At 71.5% G+C, this 13,017-nt stretch carries 13 protein-coding genes and 2 pseudogenes; 5 read left to right on the forward strand and 10 right to left on the reverse strand.

All coding sequences use genetic code 11. From position 1 onward, the window contains the following. The first annotated feature begins 310 nt into the window (after positions 1–310). Together QF027_RS02325 and QF027_RS02330 are read left to right on the forward strand one after the other, a co-directional pair. Positions 311–892, forward strand: coding sequence for an Rv1733c family protein (locus QF027_RS02325; RefSeq protein WP_307072269.1), 582 nt, complete (start codon positions 311–313; stop codon positions 890–892). A 203-nt stretch (positions 893–1,095) separates the two neighbouring features. Continuing rightward, the gene (locus QF027_RS02330) at positions 1,096–1,353 is read left to right on the forward strand and encodes a hypothetical protein (protein ID WP_307072270.1); all 258 of its coding nucleotides are present in this window, start codon (positions 1,096–1,098) and stop codon (positions 1,351–1,353) included. 57 nt (positions 1,354–1,410) lie between these two features. Here the strand turns inward: QF027_RS02330 and QF027_RS02335 are convergent, their stop codons facing one another. The 4 genes and pseudogenes from QF027_RS02335 to QF027_RS02350 all read right to left on the reverse strand — a co-directional run bounded on the left by QF027_RS02335 (position 1,411) and on the right by QF027_RS02350 (position 5,592). Further along, on the reverse strand, positions 1,411–1,908 hold the full coding sequence (locus QF027_RS02335) for a flavodoxin domain-containing protein (RefSeq protein WP_306986369.1): 498 nt from the start codon (positions 1,906–1,908) through the stop codon (positions 1,411–1,413). Positions 1,909–1,924: 16 nt separating this feature from the next. Beyond that, positions 1,925–2,656: a CBS domain-containing protein gene (locus QF027_RS02340; RefSeq protein WP_307072271.1), complete on the reverse strand. Its 732-nt coding sequence runs from the start codon at positions 2,654–2,656 to the stop codon at positions 1,925–1,927. After that, positions 2,653–2,895, reverse strand: a pseudogene (locus tag QF027_RS02345) (acetate--CoA ligase family protein); the annotation flags it as partial. The pseudogene QF027_RS02345 and the gene QF027_RS02340, both read right to left, overlap by 4 nt. A gap of 303 nt (positions 2,896–3,198) precedes the next feature. Then, complete coding sequence (locus QF027_RS02350; RefSeq protein ID WP_307072272.1) at positions 3,199–5,592, reverse strand: phosphoketolase family protein; 2,394 nt, start codon at positions 5,590–5,592, stop codon at positions 3,199–3,201. 41 nt (positions 5,593–5,633) lie between these two features. Here QF027_RS02350 and ppk2 point away from each other — a divergent pair, with 41 nt between their 5' ends. Then, entirely contained in the window at positions 5,634–6,437 is an 804-nt protein-coding gene (gene ppk2 / locus QF027_RS02355; RefSeq protein ID WP_306986366.1) for a polyphosphate kinase 2, read from the forward strand. 41 nt (positions 6,438–6,478) lie between these two features. Here ppk2 and QF027_RS02360 read toward each other — a convergent pair whose 3' ends face one another. The 6 genes from QF027_RS02360 to QF027_RS02385 all read right to left on the reverse strand — a co-directional run bounded on the left by QF027_RS02360 (position 6,479) and on the right by QF027_RS02385 (position 11,178). Next, entirely contained in the window at positions 6,479–7,351 is an 873-nt protein-coding gene (locus tag QF027_RS02360; RefSeq protein ID WP_307072273.1) for a universal stress protein, read from the reverse strand. 5 nt (positions 7,352–7,356) lie between these two features. Then, complete coding sequence (locus QF027_RS02365) at positions 7,357–8,379, reverse strand: zinc-dependent alcohol dehydrogenase (RefSeq protein WP_307072274.1); 1,023 nt, start codon at positions 8,377–8,379, stop codon at positions 7,357–7,359. Between the two features lie 25 nt (positions 8,380–8,404). Next, positions 8,405–9,310 (reverse strand): universal stress protein, encoded by a 906-nt coding sequence (locus QF027_RS02370; protein WP_306986363.1) that lies wholly within the window; start codon positions 9,308–9,310, stop codon positions 8,405–8,407. Positions 9,311–9,467: 157 nt separating this feature from the next. Continuing rightward, positions 9,468–10,097, reverse strand: a complete 630-nt coding sequence (locus tag QF027_RS02375; RefSeq protein ID WP_307072275.1) for a DoxX family membrane protein — start codon at positions 10,095–10,097, stop codon at positions 9,468–9,470. A gap of 152 nt (positions 10,098–10,249) precedes the next feature. Further along, positions 10,250–10,987, reverse strand: coding sequence for a pyruvate formate-lyase-activating protein (gene pflA / locus QF027_RS02380; RefSeq protein WP_307082244.1), 738 nt, complete (start codon positions 10,985–10,987; stop codon positions 10,250–10,252). Positions 10,988–10,992: 5 nt separating this feature from the next. Further along, positions 10,993–11,178 carry a hypothetical protein gene (locus tag QF027_RS02385; protein ID WP_307072276.1) on the reverse strand — a complete coding sequence of 62 codons (186 nt, stop codon included), beginning with the start codon at positions 11,176–11,178 and terminating at the stop codon, positions 10,993–10,995. Positions 11,179–11,321: 143 nt separating this feature from the next. On the opposite strand from QF027_RS02385, the gene QF027_RS02390 reads away from it, so the two are divergent. Continuing rightward, positions 11,322–12,023, forward strand: a complete 702-nt coding sequence (locus tag QF027_RS02390; protein ID WP_307072277.1) for a response regulator — start codon at positions 11,322–11,324, stop codon at positions 12,021–12,023. 133 nt (positions 12,024–12,156) lie between these two features. Next, positions 12,157–12,823, forward strand: a pseudogene (locus tag QF027_RS02395) (hypothetical protein); the annotation flags it as partial. Between the last annotated feature and the right edge of the window lie 194 nt (positions 12,824–13,017).

The following is a 13,017-nucleotide window of genomic DNA, read 5'->3' on the forward strand; positions in this document are numbered from 1 at the left end:
TCAGCGGCAGCAGCCGCTTTCTGCGGGTCCTCCGGGCCGCCGGTCCGGGCGGTGTCCTCGAGATACACCCGCACCTGTCATCGGCACAGGCCGGTCCCCTGCCGGCCGTCGGGGTTCTTCCTGCCGCCGTGGGATGACCCGCACGGCGATGTACGCGCCTCACCGTCCCGGTGCTCATGGGCCGAACGGCCCTCTCCACGGCCGGAAACCTGTCCCGAGCGGCCCGTGAGTGCGGCCCTCTCGGCCCATGCCGCCGCCGGCCCGGGGCTGCCAGCGTCGACGGTGTGCCGACCGAGAGGGGCGCGAAGCCATGGCCCACGGCAAACGGACGAAGAAGTGGTTCTGGCGCTGGCGGAACAACCCGTTGAGGCGTTGCGACGACATCGCCGAGGCGTGGATCATCCTGGCACTGTGGGCCCTCGTCGCGGTGGGAGGCACCGTTGTCGGCCTGGTGACAGCGCACGCCACGGACGAGACACTCGCGCAACTGCGTACCGATCGGCGCTCCACCCATGCGGTGCTCGTCACCGACGTGCCGAAGCACGGCTCGGCGGTGCGGTCGTCGGACGGCAAGGTCTCGGTCACCGTCCGCTGGACGACCCCCGACGGCTCCGCCCGCACCGGGCGCACCCTGGTCGACACCGGGTTGAAGGCCGGGACGCGAGTCGTGGTCTGGCAGGACGGCCACGGCGCACTGGTCACCGCACCGCCGAGTGCCGGGGAAGCCGCTGTCGAGGCCGGCGCGCTGGGCACCGCCGCCGGACTCGCCCTCACCGGCGCGGTCCTCGGCGTGGGAGCCGTCGTGCGGTGGCGGCTCGACCGTCAGCGCGTCGACCGCTGGGGACGGGAGTGGGACCTGGTGGGCCCGCAGTGGGGGCACAGGACCGGCTGAAGCCCACACCGCACTGCGCGGCAAACCGCCCGATGTGTCCACGACGGGCAGCACGACGGACTGAACGATGTTCCCGGCCTGCCCTGTCGTGCTGGTTCCCGAGGTGCCCGCCGCCTTCGACACCGCAAGGATGCGGGGCGTGCCGCTGCGTGCCGTGCACGCCCTGGAGGTTCCCTTCCCGCGCCGCCGGGTTGCCCTTCGGTGTGCCGGAGAAGGACCGGGCCGCCCGGGAGGACGACGGGGTGCGGCTGCTCGCCGACGCACGGCGACCGTGGCGGGAGAAGCACTCCGATGTGCACGTGCTGGAGGACGTCCGGCTGTTGCCTCCGGCCCACGCGCTGAGCAGGCGTTCCGCGCGTGCCGGGCTGGTGCTCGTGGGCCGGAGTCAGCGCGGGCCTGGGCCGGCCCTGCGGGCACTCCTGACCGAGGCTCTGTGCCCCGTCGCGGTGGTGCCCACGTAGGCAGGCCTCGGCAGGCAGCCATGGTGCCCGGAACGCGGGCACCATGGCTGCCGTCCGCTATTCACGCGCCAGCTCGGCGGCCACCCGCGCCGCCCACTCCCGGATCGCGGCGAAGTCCCTGAAGTCCCCGCCCTTCCCGGAGCGCAGGATCATCCGGGCCACCGCTCCCTTCGCGCCTTCTTCCAGGCGGCCGCCGAAGGTGGTGTGTTCCCTGACGTCCAGCCGGGTCATGGCCCGTTGCACTCCCGGCACGGGCGGAATGTCCCGCTCGGAGGCCGAGGCGTCGAGCGGCCCGCTGCTGAAGAGCCAGAGCGGGCGTTCGGCGAGGGCGCGACGGTGTCGCCGGACGAATCGGCGGGCGTCCTTGTGCCAGCGTCCGGCGTACAGTGCTCCGCCGACCACGACGGCGTCGTACGAGGAAACGCTCGCCACCGACCGGGCGGGCAGCACGTCCACGGTCAGCCCGTCCTTGTGCAGGACCTCGCCGATGGCCTCGGCCACCTGCGCGGTCGATCCGTTGGTCGTTCCGTAAGCCACCAGCACCTTGCCGGTCATGGTGGTCCGCCTCCTCTCACAGCTTGCGCAGCCAGTCGTCGGCCACGCCGTGCAGGGCTTGCTCGTCGGGGCTCAGCCGGGCGTCGTCCAGGCGCCAGGTGAACTCGTCGACGACGGCTGCCACGCCGTCGATCCGGCGGGTCATCGAGACGGCGATCTCCGTCTCGCTCTTGCGTTCCATCTGGCCGCTGAGGATGACGATGCCTTCGGCCACGGAGACATCGATGCTGCGCGGCGGCAGCCACATGGCGCGCGCCAGCACCTCCTTGATCACTTCTTCGCGGATGTCCGCGTCGGTCCTCAGGAAGACCTGGAGCAGGTCGCGGCGGGTGACGATGCCGACCAGGCGGTCCGTCTCGTCGAGGACCGGCAGCCGCTCCACCTGGTGCCGGGCCATGGTCCGGGCAGCCTCGACGATGGTGTCGTCGGCGTGCACGACGACCGGAGGCGCGGTCATCAGCCGGCCTGCGGTGCGGGCCTTCGCCTTGACTGCCTGCCGCCGGACGCCGCGCGTGAGCGAGACCAGTCGGCGGCGGTGGGCAGGGCCGAAGGGGTCGGGGATGGCGGCCTGGCGCGCCATGAGGTCCGTCTCGGATATGACGCCTATGACCTTGTCGTCCTCGTCGACGACCGGAAGTCCGCTGATCCGGTGGCCGGTGAGCAGCCTCGCGACCTCCTTGAACGGAGTCCCGTACGCAGCCCGGACGACATCACTCGTCATCACGGAACCGACCTTGTTGTGCCTCATGGCTGGTCCTCCTCACGAAGTCGGCGCAGACAGGGGTCGTGGGGCCGACGCGGCAGCAGGCGGATCCGTACGTCCAGCACGGTGACCTGGCCGGGTGCCGCGAGGACCGGATCGAAGTCGGCCTCGGCGAGCTGCGGCAGGTCCGCCGCCATCCGGGACAGGCGCAGCAGCACGTGCTCCAGGCCTGCGAGGTCGACGGGTCCGTTGCCGTGCGCGCCGAACAGAAGCGGTGACTCTCGGCACTTCGAGCATCCAGCGGTTCGGCGAGGGGGCCCATGGGCTGTCCGGGGTGCCTCGGGGGCCGGTCGGCCCATGTTTCTGCGCTGGTCGTACCTGGTGCACAGGAGGAGACCGGTGATCGGCGGCACCGGTCTCCGTCCAGGTGGGTCAAGCATCGGCGGCGAGGGCCGTGAGGTCGACGAGCCGCTTGGTGGCCAGGGAGCTTTCGACATCCGCATGATGCCCGTGAGCGGTGCCTCCGCGGCTGCGGTGAGCGCCTGATGGCGGGTGCGGGGGCAAGCCATCTGCTGACGCAGGGGTGTTCAGGCGTTCCAGGTCCAGTCGGCGACCTCGGGCAGGTCGGTGCCGTGCTCGCGGATCCACGCCTGGTGGCGGGTGCGGGCGTCGGCCATGTGCTGACGCAGGGCGGCGGCGCGGACGGCGAGGCCGGGGACGCGGTCGATGACGTCCATGACCAGGCGGTAGCGGTCGAGGTCGTTGCGGACGACCATGTCGAAGGGGGTGGTCGTGGTGCCGGACTCCTTGTAGCCGCGCACGTGCAGGTTCTTGTGGCCGGTGCGGCGGTAGCTGAGGCGGTGGATGAGCCAGGGGTAGCCGTGGTAGGCGAAGATCACCGGCTTGTCGGTGGTGAACAGGCCGTCGTACTCGAAGTCGCTCATTCCGTGCGGGTGTTCCTCGCGGGGCAGCAGCCGGGTCATGTCGACGACGTTGACCACGCGGACCGCGAGGTCGGGCAGGTGGTGGCGCAGCAGCTGGGCGGCGGCCAGCACCTCCTGGGTGGGTACGTCACCGGCGCAGGCCAGGACGGCGTCGGGTTCGCGGGAGCCGTCCTCGGTGCCCGCCCACTCCCAGATACCGGCCCCGCGGGCGCAGTGGGCGCGGGCCTGGTCCATGGACAGCCAGTCGAAGCAGGGCTGCTTGCCGGCGACGACGACATTGACGTAGTCGCGGCTGCGCAGCACGTGATCCGCCACGGAGAGCAGGGTGTTGGCGTCCGGCGGCAGATAGACGCGGACGACCTCGGGGCTCTTGTTGAGGACGTGGTCGACGAAGCCGGGGTCCTGGTGGGAGAAGCCGTTGTGGTCCTGGCGCCACACGTGCGAGGTCAGCAGGTAGTTGAGGGAGGCGATCGGAGCGCGCCAGGCCAACTCCCGTGACGTCTTCAGCCACTTGATGTGCTGGTTGACCATGGAGTCGACGATGTGGACGAAGGCTTCGTAGCAGGAGAACAGTCCGTGTCGCCCGGTGAGAAGGTAGCCCTCCAGCCAGCCCTGGCAGGTGTGCTCGGAGAGGATCTCCATCACCCGGCCGTGCCGTTCGAGGTGTTCGTCGACCGGGAGCAGCTCGGCCTGCCAGGCCTTGCCGCTGGCATTGAAGACGGCCTGGAGGCGGTTGGAGGCGGTCTCGTCGGGGCCGACGAGACGGAAGTCCCGGCGGGCCGAGGTGTCGTGCATGACCTGTTCGAGGAGGTCGCCGAGGACCCGGGTCGGCTCGTGCAGGGTGGTGCCCGGCTTGTCGACGGGCACGGCGAAGCGGTCGAGATCCGGGACGGGCAGGTCGCGTACGAGCAGGCCTCCGTTGGCGTGCGGACTGGAACCGAGGCGCTTGGTGCCCTCGGGCACGCAGGCGAGGACGTCCGCCACGGGGCGGCCGTCGGCGTCGAACAGCTGCTGCGGGTGGTACGACCGCAGCCAGGCCTCCAACTGCCGCAGGTGCTCGGGGTTTTCGCGCACGTTGGCCAGCGGGACCTGGTGGGCTCGCCAGGTGCCCTCGACGGGCACGCCGTCCACCTCCGCCGGGCCTGTCCAGCCCTTGGGCGTGCGCAGCACGATGACGGGCCAGTGCACCCGCTCGCTCACGCCGTCCTCGCGGGCCGTCCGCTGCATGACCTCGATCCGGTCCAGGGCCTGGTCGAAGGCGTGGGCCATGGCACGGTGGACGGTCATCGGGTCGTCGCCGGTGACGTGGATCGGTTCGTGGCCGTAGCCGCGCAGCAGCGCGTCGAGTTCAGCCTCCGGGAGGCGGGCGAGCACCGTCGGGTTCGCGATCTTGTAGCCGTTGAGGTGGAGGATCGGCAGGACCGCGCCGTCGTGCACCGGGTCGAGGAACTTGTCGGAGTGCCAGGCGGCGGCGAGCGGCCCGGTCTCCGCCTCCCCGTCGCCGATCACACAGGCGACCAGCAGGTCGGGGTTGTCGAAGGCCGCTCCGTAGGCGTGCGAGAGGGAGTATCCGAGCTCACCGCCCTCATGGATCGACCCCGGTGTCTCCGGGGCGACATGGCTGGGCACCCCGCCCGGGAAGGAGAACTGCCGGAACAGCCGCTCCATCCCCTGCCCGTCGCGCGGTACGTCCGGGTAGGTCTCGCTGTAGCTGCCCTCCAGCCAGGAGTTGGCGAGGACCGACGGCCCGCCGTGCCCCGGCCCCCACACGCACAGCGCGTCGAGCCCGCGCGCCTTGATCACGCGGTTGAGGTGGGTGTGGACGAGGTTCAGTCCGGGCGAGGTGCCCCAGTGGCCGAGCAGCCGGGGCTTGATGTGCTCCGGCTTCAGGGGCTCGGTCAGCAGCGGGTTGGCCAGCAGGTAGATCTGCCCGGCGGCCAGGTAGTTGGCGGCTCGCCAGTGGGCATCCAGGGTGCGCAGCTCGTCGTCGGAAAGTACGGTGGCGTCCTGGTGTTCGACGCGCTCTGCCTCGGACATGAGATGGCTCCGTAAGTAGGTCATCGGGCGGTGGAGGCGGCATGGCCGGCAAGGCCGCGGCGAGGGTGCCGCGCAAGTCGTACGAGAAGGAACTGCTGCGCCTTCAGACGGAGTTGGTGAGGCTCCAGGAGTGGGTGCGGGCCGAGGGCGCCCGGGTGGTCGTGGTGTTCGAGGGGCGGGACGCTGCGGGCAAGGGCGGCACCATCAAGCGGGTCGCCGAGCATCTGAACCCCCGCGTCGCCCGGATCGCGGCGCTCCCCAAGCCGACCGAGCGCGAGCGCACCCAGTGGTACTTCCAGCGGTACGTCGAGCACCTGCCGGCCGCCGGAGAGATCGTCCTGTTCGACAGGTCCTGGTACAACCGGGCAGGGGTCGAGCACGTGATGGGCTTCTGCACGAGGGAGGAGTACCAGCTCTTCCTGAGGCAGTGCCCGATCTTCGAACGGATGCTGGTCGAAGCGGGAATCGTGCTGCGCAAGTACTGGTTCTCGGTGAGCGACACCGAGCAGCAGGAACGGTTCCGCAAGCGGCTGGAGGATCCGCTGCGGCGCTGGAAACTCTCGCCGATGGACCTGGAGTCGATCACCCACTGGGAGGCGTACTCGCGGGCCAAGGACGAGATGATGGTGCACACCGACATCTCCGAGGCACCGTGGTACGTCGTGGAGAGCGACGACAAGCGCCGGGCGCGGCTGAACATGATCGCCCACCTGCTGGGTTCGCTGCCGTACCACGATGTGCCGCCGCCGGTGCTGGAGCTGCCGGTGCGCCCGGAGTCGACCGGCTACGAGCGCCCGCCGCGCGATCTTCAGACCTTCGTCCCCGACCACGCGGCGAGCCTCTGAGCAGCCGGTCACCGCGGTCGCCATCGCCACGATCACCATCGTCACACCGGTTCGGGCACGACGGCGACCGGGCAGTCGGAGTGGTGCAGTACCCCGTGGGCCACGCGGCCCAGCTGGAGCCCGAAGTGCCGCGGGCGGCGCCTGGCCCCGAGGATCAGGAGGTCGGCGTCGCGTGAGGCCTCCACCAGGACGGTCCGGGCATGGCCCTCCTCGGTGCGCCGACGCACCACGACGTCGTCGGGAGCCTCCTTGAGTGCCGCTTCCAGGGCGTCCACCGCGTGCTGCTCGTGCAGCCGGGCGGGTTCTCCGGCGAGCAGCGGGTGGTCCGTGGTCTCGTGCGCGGGGCACCGCCAGGCCCGTACGGCCTCCAGTACGGCGCCCCGTCGCCGCGCCTCCTCGAAGGCGAACAGCATCGTCGCCGCGGCGGCCGGCGTGTCTCCGACGCCGACGACGACGCGGTCATGCTGTCCCGGGCGGGCCCGGTCGTCCTGGTCGCCGCGCACCACGATCATCGGGCAGTGCGCGTGCCCGGCCACGGTCAGGCTCACGGAGCCCAGCAGGGCCCCGGCGAGGCCGCCGCGGCCCCGGGTGCCCGTCACCAGCAGGGTGGCCCCACGGCTCTCGTGCACCAGCGTGTACTCGGGTTCCTCGGGCAGCACCTCGGTGAAGATCTTCACGTCGGCCCGGCGCCGGGCGGCCCGCCGGGCGGCAGCCGCCACGATGTCCTCCGCCCGTACCTTTTCGGACGGCCGGCCCAGGTCCTCAGCCGGCCTGGAGCTCTCGTACCGCTCCCACAGCGAGGCGTACACCAGGCGCAACGGCAGGCCGCGCAGGGCGGCCTCGTCTGCCGCCCAGTCGACGGCCCGCAGTGCGGCCTCGGAGCCGTCGACACCGACGACGATCGGCAGGTCCATCGCCCTCACCGTCCCACGCCGAGGTCGAAGACGATCCGGGCCTTGACCTGGCCGCGCAGGACATCGTCGATGGACTCGTTCACGCTCGACAGCGGGCGGGTCTCGCGGATGACCCGGGTACGGCCGGCCGCGTGCAGCTGGAACACCTCGGCGAGGTCCTGCCGGGTGCCGACAATGGAACCGATCACGCTCGTGCCGTTCAGGACGGTGTCGAAGATCGGGACCTGGATCGTGCCGTGCGCGGGCAGGGCGACCATGACGAGCTTGCCGCCGCGCCGCAGCCCGGAGTTGACGGCGGCGAAGGCGGCCTCGTTCACCGCGAGCGCGATCGCCGCGTGCGCGCCGCCGTACCGCTTGAGCACCTCGCCCACGTCGTCCTTGCGGGCGTCGATCACCAGGTCCGCGCCGAGCTCGGCGGCGAGTTCCAGCTTCTCGTCGGTGACGTCGATCGCCGCGACCTGCGCCCCGGCGATCTTCGCGTACTGCACGGCCAGGTGACCGAGGCCGCCGACGCCCGAGATCGCGACGAGCTGCGCGGGCCGCACATCGGCGATCTTGAGCGCCTTGTACGTCGTCACGCCGGCGCAGGTCAGCGGGGCGGCGTCGAAGGCCGTGACACCGGCCGGCACCGGCTGCGCGAAGTCGGCCCAGGCCAGCATCTTCTCGGCGTACCCGCCGTCACAGCCGTAGCCGGTGTTGATCTGCCGCTCGCACAGCGTCTCCCAGCCGGACAGACAGTGTTCGCATCGCCCGCACGCTTTGCCCAGCCAGGGCACGGCGACCCGCTGCCCGACGCCCAGGTGGGTGACACCCTCGCCGAGCGTCTCGACCAGGCCGACGCCCTCGTGACCGGGGACGAACGGCGGAGTCGGCTTGACGGGCCAGTCGCCCCGGGCGGCGTGGATGTCGGTGTGGCACAGCCCGGAGGCCTCGACCAGGACGCGGACCTGGCCGGGGCCGGGCTCGGGGTCGGGCCGGTCCTCGATGACCAGAGGTTCGCCGAAGGCTCGTACGACCGCTGCCTTCATGTTGTCTGCTCCTTGGGGGTGAAGGTCAGTTGTGCGGGACGACGGCGACGGGGGCGGTGGAGTGGTGCAGGACGGTGTGGGTGACCGAACCGATGTGGGCGCCGAACGGGCTGCGTCGGATGCGCCGTCCCACGACGACCAGTGAGGCCGCGCGGGAGGCGTCGACGAGGTGGTTGCCGGGGCTGCCGTAGGAGGACTCCTCGGTGACCTCGACGTCCGGGTACTTCTCGCGCCACGGGAGCAGGACCTCGGCCAGGGCGGTGGTCTCGGACCGGGCCAGTTCTCCGCGGAGTTCCAGGTCGACGGAGAGCCCGTAGGCGTAGTACGGCGGCGGGTTCCACCCGTGGACCACCCGCAGGGACGTGCTCCGGCGGACGGCGGCCGCGAACGCGAAGGCGATCAACTCCTCGTCGGGGCCCTCGATGTCGAGGCCGAGGACGACGGGCCGGAACGGGGCTGCGGCGGACGGGATGCCGACCGGGTCCATCTCGTGCTCGTCGGCAGCCTGTTCGCCGGCCCTCACCAGGACGACCGGCCGCTCGGCATGCGCCACGACGGACAGACCGACGGAGCCGACCATGAATCCGCCGATCCCGCTCAGCCCACGGGATCCGAGGACCAGTAGCTCGGCGTTCTTCGCCGCGTCCGCCAGCGCCTCGGCGGGCCGGCCGGACAACTGCTCGGTGATCACGTCGAGGCCGGGGTGGCGCAGTCGGATGCCCTCGGCTGTCTCGCGGGTCACCCGCTCGGTCCAGTGCTGGTGGGTCTCGGGACCGAGGAGCGGCGCCTGGGCCATGGGGGCCGGAACCGGCTCCCAGACCTGGACCAACTTCAGCGGCAGGCCGAGCAGCCGTGCTTCACGGGCGGCCCACTCGGCCGCCGCGCGGCTCTCGGGAGAGCCGTCGAGGCCGACGGTGAGGGTACGGGTCATGATCTCCACCTTCTGGATCGGGGATCCCGATTCGAGCTTTCTCTCCGGACGAGGGCCCCGGCAGGGGCCACAGGTCCCTTCCCTGGGCCGACCGGCCCTGGCCGGTGTCGATGTGGTGCGGCGGACCTCGCCGGCAGGCCCGCCGCGCCTCCCGCGCTCAGCGCAGCCAGCTGCCGCGACGAACCGGAGGAAGCTTGGCCCAGGCCCTGCCGAGGCCGAGGGTGTCGCCGGCGGAGGCGGCGGCCAGGGCGATCAGGACGACGGCGTAGACGAGGTGGTAGTCCGCGAAGGGGTTCGTCGACATGCTCGGCGAACCGTCGAAGAGGTGCTGGGCGGGCGGCCATTCGGCGACCCACATCAGCGCCATCATCACGGTGCCCGCGACGGCCGCGAGCCGCAGTGCCACCCCCGCGATCAGCGCGACACCGATCCCGAGCAGACCGAGCATGAACAGCCAGTCGGCCCAGGTGTCCCCGGCCCAGGAGTGGAAGGTGGACTCCATCGGGCCGGCGGCCACCCCGCCGAGGAAGCCCTTGGTGGGCGAGCCGCCGTCGATCCAGCCCTTGCCTGACTGAGTGGCGTAGCCGAGGCCGAAGGTCTTGTCGAGGAAGGCCCACAGGAAGACGAACCCGGTGAGCAGGCGCAGGGACGCGAAGGTGTAGGCCCGCGCCGTCTGCGTGCCGGTACGTGCCGACACCGCCGACCCGGAGCCGGAGGCGGTCCGGTTCCTGCGGAAGTTCGGCAGGTGGAAGCCGGAGTTCCGGTGAGGGTGCTCGTGCACGGCCATGGTGGTGATCCCTTCGGGGAGGAGCGAGAAGGTCCGTTCGGTGCCTGACGCCCCTCACTCTCGTCGCGTACGGCGGTTGCCACCGGATGCCGAAGGTCCGTGCCCCCAGGGCTGAACGGCCCTGTTTTCAGGGACTGTCGGGCGCCCCCGGTTCAACGAGCCGTCAAGCCATGCGCACGGAACTGCTCCCGTACCCGATCGACCGAATCCCGCGTCGGGCTCGGCGTGTCACGCAGCGGGAAGGGGACACCGAGGGCCTCGTACTTCGCGGCGCCGAGCTTGTGGAACGGCAGGACGTCCACGCGGTCGACGGAGCCGAGCCCGGCCACGAAGCCCGCCAGGCCGTCGATGGCGTCCGGGTCGTCCGTCCAGCCGGGCACCAGGACGTATCGGACCCACATCTTCACGCCGAGCCGGTCGAGGCGGGTGGCGAAGTTCAGGGTGGGGCCGAGCTCGCCACCCGTCAGCCGCCGGTAGGTCGTGATGTCGAAGGACTTGATGTCCAGGAGCACCAGGTCGGTGTCGGCGAGGAGTTCGTCGGTGGCGCGGGCGCCGAGGAAGCCCGAGGTGTCGAGCGCCGTGTGCAGTCCTGACTCCTTGCAGCGGCGCAGGAGTTCGCCCGTGAAGGCGGACTGGAGGAGCGGTTCCCCGCCGGTGACGGTGACCCCGCCGCCGGCCGTGACGACGAAGGCACGGTACTTCTCGATCTCCGCCATCACCTCGTCGACCGTCGCCTCCCGTCCGTCGCGCATGTGCCAGGTGTCGGGGTTGGCGCAGTACAGGCACCGCAGCGGACAGCCGGAGAGGAACAGGACGAACCGGGTCCCGGGACCGTCCACGCCGGTGGACAGGTCCCAGGAGTGGATCCGCCCGTTCACCGTCACCGCCATCGTGCTCACAGCGACCCATGGAAGGTGCGGCTGATCACGTCGAGCTGCTGTTCGCGGGTCACCTGTCCCGACGGCCACACGGCCCTCTGAGGGGTGGCGGGCCCGGACGGCTGTCGGTGACGCCGGGGGTCGTGCTGGGGGTGGTGGGCGTCGGCCACGCCCCAGGCGACCTGCACGAGTACTGTCCTCACGGCGCCGGGAACCGCCCGGCAGCGGGGCCCACCGGGCCATGCCGATGGGGCCGGTCGGCCCTAGTGCGACCGGCCCCGGCGAGCGATGATCGTGCTTGCGGGCAACCCGCCGCCCGTCCGTCGCCGGGGAACTAGGGGCCGTCATGACCGGGACACGCAACTTCACGGAGCAGGATCCGATCCGTGTCTTCCTGCTCGACGACCACGAGGTCGTACGACGCGGTATCACCGACCTGCTCGACGCCGAACCGGACATCTCGGTGGTCGGCGACGCGGACACCGTGGAGCGCGCCCTCGTCCGCGGCCCGGCGCTGCGCCCGGACGTCGCCGTGCTCGACGTACGCCTGCCGGACGGCGACGGCATCACGGTCTGCCGGGAGCTGCGCAACCAGATGCCGGAGCTGGCCTGTCTGATGTTGACCTCGTTCGACGAAGAGGACGCACTGCTGGACGCGATCATGGCAGGGGCCTCGGGCTACGTGCTCAAGCAGATCCGGGGAACCGACCTGGTCTCGGCGGTGCGTACGGTCGCCTCGGGCCAGTCGATGCTCGATCCCGCGACCACGGCCCGCCTGATCCGCTCGCTGCGCGCCGAACCCGCCGAGACACCTGCCCCGGCACCCGAACTGGCCGGCCTGTCGCCCCGCGAGCGGGACATCCTCGCCCTGATCGGCGACGGCCTGACCAACCGCGAGATCGGCAAGAAGCTCTACCTGTCGGAGAAGACCGTCAAGAACCACATCTCCCGGCTCCTGGCCAAACTCGGCGTCCAGCGCCGCGTCCAGGCCGCGGTCCTGGCTTCCCACCTGGAACAGCCGAACCCCGGCGGCCGTCCGGCGAAATAGCGCCGACCGGGCCGTTCAGAGCCCACCCCGGGCCGGACGGCCCCTGCTCCTCCCCGTGCGCCGGGCGCCAGGCTGAGCCGGTCACCGAGAAGCCCCGACGCCTCCTTCGGCGCAGGGCGGCGAGGAGCCCCCGATGCGTCGTGTCCCCGTCCTCTACGCGACAACTCTGGAGGCGCTGGTCTCCGCGGCCGTGGCCGCACCGTCGATCCACAGCACCCAGCCCTGGCGCTTCCGCCTGGGCTCGGACGCGCTCACGCTGGAGATCCGCGGCCACCGCGCGGCCGGGCCGCTGACAACAAGCTCAACGGACTGCGCGCCGGCCACCGTCCGGCAAGTGATCGACGCCTTCGCCGAGGGCTACGAACGCGCCCAACTCCTGGCAGTACGCCAGGAAGAGGCGGCTCCGCCGCGAGTTCATCCGACGACCTCCTCTACGGCCGCAGCGACCTCGGCCGCCTCGCCGAGCGCGCCGAACGCTTCGGCCTGCGCCTGTCCCACGCGCACGCGGTCGCCGTAGCCCAAGGGCCTGCCGCTTACGACGAGGGCGACCCGGTGCCCCGGCAGGTGGAACGCGCGCTCATCTCCCGCTTCGGCGACCGCAGCGTCCTGCTCACCACCAAGGACGGCCGCCTGCTGTGCATCGCCCCCGGTCCCAGGACGAGGTCCTCAGCTACTTCGCCGAACAGGCCCGCGCCGCCACCGACGGCGGCCGGGTCGCCATCGGCCGCCCCCAGTCCGGCCCCGGCGGCGTCGTCCAGTCCTACGAAGAAGCCCTCAACGCCCTCGGACTCGCCGAACGCACCGCACCCTCCCATGCACCGGTTGCGACCACCGACCCGGCCGCGGAACACCTGCAGCTGATCCGCCCCGATGCCTGCCGTGCTGGTCGGAGAGGCACTGTCACACCCGCGTGGGACCGTGAAGAGATGGACAAGCGGCGCGCGGTCGACGCCCGCTCCGGGGGCATGCCGTGCCGCCCGGCAGACGGAGGTGC

Origin of the sequence: Streptomyces canus (assembly GCF_030816965.1) — a bacterium.
In the GTDB taxonomy this organism is placed as follows: Bacteria; Actinomycetota; Actinomycetes; order Streptomycetales; family Streptomycetaceae; genus Streptomyces; species Streptomyces canus_E.

Excerpts from the sequence above, each read along its gene's own strand:
- QF027_RS02325 (WP_307072269.1), top strand. The coding sequence starts at position 311 with ATGGCCCACGGCAAACGGACGAAGAAGTGGTTCTGGCGCTGGCGGAAC.
- QF027_RS02335 (WP_306986369.1), bottom strand. The coding sequence starts at position 1,908 with ATGACCGGCAAGGTGCTGGTGGCTTACGGAACGACCAACGGATCGACC.
- QF027_RS02340 (WP_307072271.1), bottom strand. The coding sequence starts at position 2,656 with ATGAGGCACAACAAGGTCGGTTCCGTGATGACGAGTGATGTCGTCCGG.
- QF027_RS02350 (WP_307072272.1), bottom strand. The coding sequence starts at position 5,592 with ATGTCCGAGGCAGAGCGCGTCGAACACCAGGACGCCACCGTACTTTCC.
- ppk2 (WP_306986366.1), top strand. The coding sequence starts at position 5,634 with ATGGCCGGCAAGGCCGCGGCGAGGGTGCCGCGCAAGTCGTACGAGAAG.
- QF027_RS02360 (WP_307072273.1), bottom strand. The coding sequence starts at position 7,351 with ATGGACCTGCCGATCGTCGTCGGTGTCGACGGCTCCGAGGCCGCACTG.
- QF027_RS02365 (WP_307072274.1), bottom strand. The coding sequence starts at position 8,379 with ATGAAGGCAGCGGTCGTACGAGCCTTCGGCGAACCTCTGGTCATCGAG.
- QF027_RS02370 (WP_306986363.1), bottom strand. The coding sequence starts at position 9,310 with ATGACCCGTACCCTCACCGTCGGCCTCGACGGCTCTCCCGAGAGCCGC.
- QF027_RS02375 (WP_307072275.1), bottom strand. The coding sequence starts at position 10,097 with ATGGCCGTGCACGAGCACCCTCACCGGAACTCCGGCTTCCACCTGCCG.
- pflA (WP_307082244.1), bottom strand. The coding sequence starts at position 10,987 with ATGGCGGTGACGGTGAACGGGCGGATCCACTCCTGGGACCTGTCCACC.
- QF027_RS02390 (WP_307072277.1), top strand. The coding sequence starts at position 11,322 with ATGACCGGGACACGCAACTTCACGGAGCAGGATCCGATCCGTGTCTTC.